Origin of the sequence: Aliidiomarina sp., assembly GCF_047920995.1 — a bacterium.
In the GTDB taxonomy this organism is placed as follows: domain Bacteria; phylum Pseudomonadota; class Gammaproteobacteria; order Enterobacterales; family Alteromonadaceae; genus Aliidiomarina.
Genome location: NZ_JBLRWZ010000065.1, coordinates 1 through 3,362 on the forward strand (window position 1 = coordinate 1; position 3,362 = coordinate 3,362).

General features: G+C 46.8%; 3 protein-coding genes and 1 pseudogene. All 4 read right to left on the bottom strand.

Translation table 11 applies throughout. The features are described 5' to 3' along the window. Positions 1-730 (bottom strand): annotated as a pseudogene (locus ACNA7P_RS10990) (F0F1 ATP synthase subunit beta); the annotation flags it as partial. 42 nt (positions 731-772) lie between these two features. Next, positions 773-1,633 carry a F0F1 ATP synthase subunit gamma gene (gene atpG / locus ACNA7P_RS10995; RefSeq protein ID WP_416258669.1) on the bottom strand — a complete coding sequence of 287 codons (861 nt, stop codon included), beginning with the start codon at positions 1,631-1,633 and terminating at the stop codon, positions 773-775. A 55-nt stretch (positions 1,634-1,688) separates the two neighbouring features. Continuing rightward, entirely contained in the window at positions 1,689-3,230 is a 1,542-nt protein-coding gene (gene atpA, locus ACNA7P_RS11000) for a F0F1 ATP synthase subunit alpha (protein ID WP_416258670.1), read from the bottom strand. Between the two features lie 14 nt (positions 3,231-3,244). Beyond that, positions 3,245-3,362, bottom strand: a 118-nt coding sequence (locus ACNA7P_RS11005; RefSeq protein WP_416258671.1) for a F0F1 ATP synthase subunit delta, incomplete at its 5' end; no start/stop codon positions are given.

A 3,362-nucleotide genomic window follows, 5' to 3' on the forward strand; every position in this document is an offset into this window, starting at 1 on the left:
CTACGAAGAATAGTACATCACGGCCTTCATCACGGAATTTCTCAGCGATGGTTAAGCCCGTTAGTGCTACACGTAAACGGTTTCCAGGAGGCTCGTTCATCTGGCCGTAAACCAACGCTACTTTATCAAGTACGTTAGAATCCTTCATCTCGTGGTAGAAATCGTTACCTTCACGAGTACGCTCACCAACACCTGCGAATACTGAGTAACCGCTGTGCTCGATTGCGATGTTCCGGATTAGCTCCATCATGTTAACTGTTTTACCAACACCCGCACCACCGAACAAACCTACTTTACCACCCTTAGCGAATGGGCAAATTAGATCGATTACTTTGATGCCGGTTTCAAGCAATTCAATAGAGCTTGATTGGTCTTCGTAAGATGGTGCTTCACGGTGAATAGACATACGCTCTTCTTCACCGATATCACCTGCTTCGTCGATAGGCTCACCTAGAACGTTCATAATACGCCCTAGTGTTGCCTTACCAACTGGAACCATTATTGATTCACCTGTATTTTCAACACTCAATCCACGACGTAAACCGTCGGTAGTACCGAGTGCAATCGTACGAACAACACCACCACCAAGCTGCTGCTGAACTTCCAGGGTTAACCCTTTCAGATCGCCTTCAGCGATGCGGAGTGCGTCGTAGATCTTTGGAACGTCAGTTTGCGGAAACTCGATATCCACAACTGCGCCAATGATTTGGACGACCTTACCTTGACTCATGACTTATCCTCTAACTCTGCAAAATCTTTCTGACCTGTTGCCTTAAACAGCACCGGCACCCGAAACAATTTCGGAAATTTCTTGAGTGATTGCTGCTTGACGCGCTTTGTTGTATACCAACTGCAGCTCATCAATAAGATCACCCGCGTTATCCGTAGCCGCTTTCATTGCGACCATTCGGGCTGCCTGCTCGCTGGCGAGGTTTTCAACAACGCCTTGATACACCTGGCTTTCAATAAACCGACGCAACAACGTGTCCAGAATAGACTTGGCATCCGGTTCATACAGATAGTCCCATGCGTGTTCGCGCTTGGCAGTCTCTGATTTTGGCAACGGCAATAATTGGTTGATCACTGGCTCTTGGGTCATGGTGTTTACAAACTTGTTGTACACCAAGTAGATTCGATCAAGCTCACCTTCTTCGAAGGCTTTAAGCATAACCGAAACCGTACCTATTACATCAGCAACTTTTGGCCGATCGCCAAGCCCTGATGATTGAGACAAGATGCTGCCTGATAACCGTTTAAAAAAGCCTGACGCTTTACTGCCCACTGCCGCGAAGCTAACTTCAACATCTTTTTCTTGCCACTCTTGAACATCACGAACAACCTTACGGAATTCGTTACTGTTCAACCCGCCACACAAACCACGGTCGGTAGAAACGATGATGTAACCAACGCGCTTAACCTCACGTTCTTCTAACCAGTTATGGCGATATTCGAGGTTACCTTGGGCAATATGGCCGATCACTTTGCGAATGGACTCAGCATACGGACGGCTTAATGCCATCTGTTCCTGCGCCCGTTTCATCTTCGACGCAGCGACCATTTCCATTGCGCTGGTGATCTTTTGAGTATTATTGATACTCCCGATCTGAGTTTTAATCTCTTTACCAACGGCCATGATTAATCTCCCGCGTTACAACGACTGAAGGCCGCAGTTACCTGCGGCCTATGAATTACCAACTCTGAGTTGATTTGAACTTCTCTAGGCCTGCCTTTAGCTCAGCTTCGATATCGCCGTTGTAGTCGCCTGTTTCATTAATTTTCGCCATAAGTTCTGCATGCTCACTATTGAAGTAAGATAGCAGTGCTTTCTCAAAGTCTTGAATCTTATCGATTGCAACACCTTTCAAGAAGCCTTTTTCAGCTGCGAAAATAGATACACCCATATTCGCAACACTCATTGGCGCGTATTGATCTTGTTTCATTAACTCGGTTACCGCTTGGCCATGCTCTAACTGGGAGCGCGTAGCTTCATCGAGATCAGATGCGAACTGAGCAAACGCTGCCAATTCACGGTACTGAGCCAATGCTAAGCGGATACCACCACCAAGTTTCTTGATGATTTTAGTTTGTGCTGCACCACCTACACGAGATACTGAGATACCTGCGTTAACGGCTGGGCGAATACCCGCGTTAAATAAATCAGTTTCAAGGAAGATCTGACCATCAGTAATTGAAATTACGTTGGTTGGTACGAACGCAGAAACGTCACCAGCTTGGGTTTCAATGATTGGCAACGCGGTTAGTGAACCGGTTTTACCTTTCACTTCACCTTTAGTGAATTTCTCTACATAATCTGCGTTTACGCGAGCTGCACGCTCTAGTAAGCGCGAGTGCAAATAGAACACGTCACCAGGGAAGGCTTCACGGCCTGGAGGACGACGTAGCAACAATGAAATCTGACGGTAAGCAACTGCTTGCTTAGAAAGATCATCATATACGATAAGCGCATCTTCACCGCGATCGCGGAAGTATTCACCCATCGTACAACCAGCATAAGCTGATAAGTACTGTAACGCCGCAGATTCTGAAGCAGATGCCGCAACAATAATCGTGTGCTCAAGCGCATCGTGTTCTTCTAACTTACGAACCACGTTCGCAATTGTAGAAGCTTTCTGGCCGATAGCTACGTACACACATTTAATGCCGGTGCCTTTCTGATTGATGATGGCATCAATCGCCATCGCCGTTTTACCAGTTTGGCGATCGCCGATAACTAGCTCACGCTGGCCACGGCCGATTGGAATCATGGCATCGATTGATTTGTAACCAGTTTGCACTGGTTGATCAACTGATTGACGCTCAATTACGCCTGGTGCAATTTTTTCTACTGGCTCATAGCCATCAGCGTCAATTGAACCTTTACCGTCGATTGGCATACCTAGAGTGTTAACAACACGGCCTAAAAGGGCGCGGCCAACAGGTACTTCCAAAATACGTCCAGTTGATTTAACTTTTGTGCCTTCTTGTAAGTCCTCGTAAGGACCCATAACTACCGCACCTACTGAGTCGCGCTCAAGGTTTAATGCGATAGCAAAGCGATTGCCAGGTAGCTCGATCATCTCACCTTGCATACAATCAGCCAATCCAGTTACCCGGATGATGCCGTCTGTTACAGCGGTGATAGTACCTTCATTACGAGCTTCACTAACAACTTCGAACTTCTCAATTCGTTTCTTGATCAGTTCAGCAATTTCATTTGAATTCAGTTGCATGCTCTCGTCCCCGATTATGATTGCAGTGATTGTGCAAGCCGTGAAAGCTTGCTCTTCAGTGTTCCGTCGATAACCAGATCACCGGCTTGAATCAACAGACCGCCCACAACAGACGGGTCTACACTGCAATTG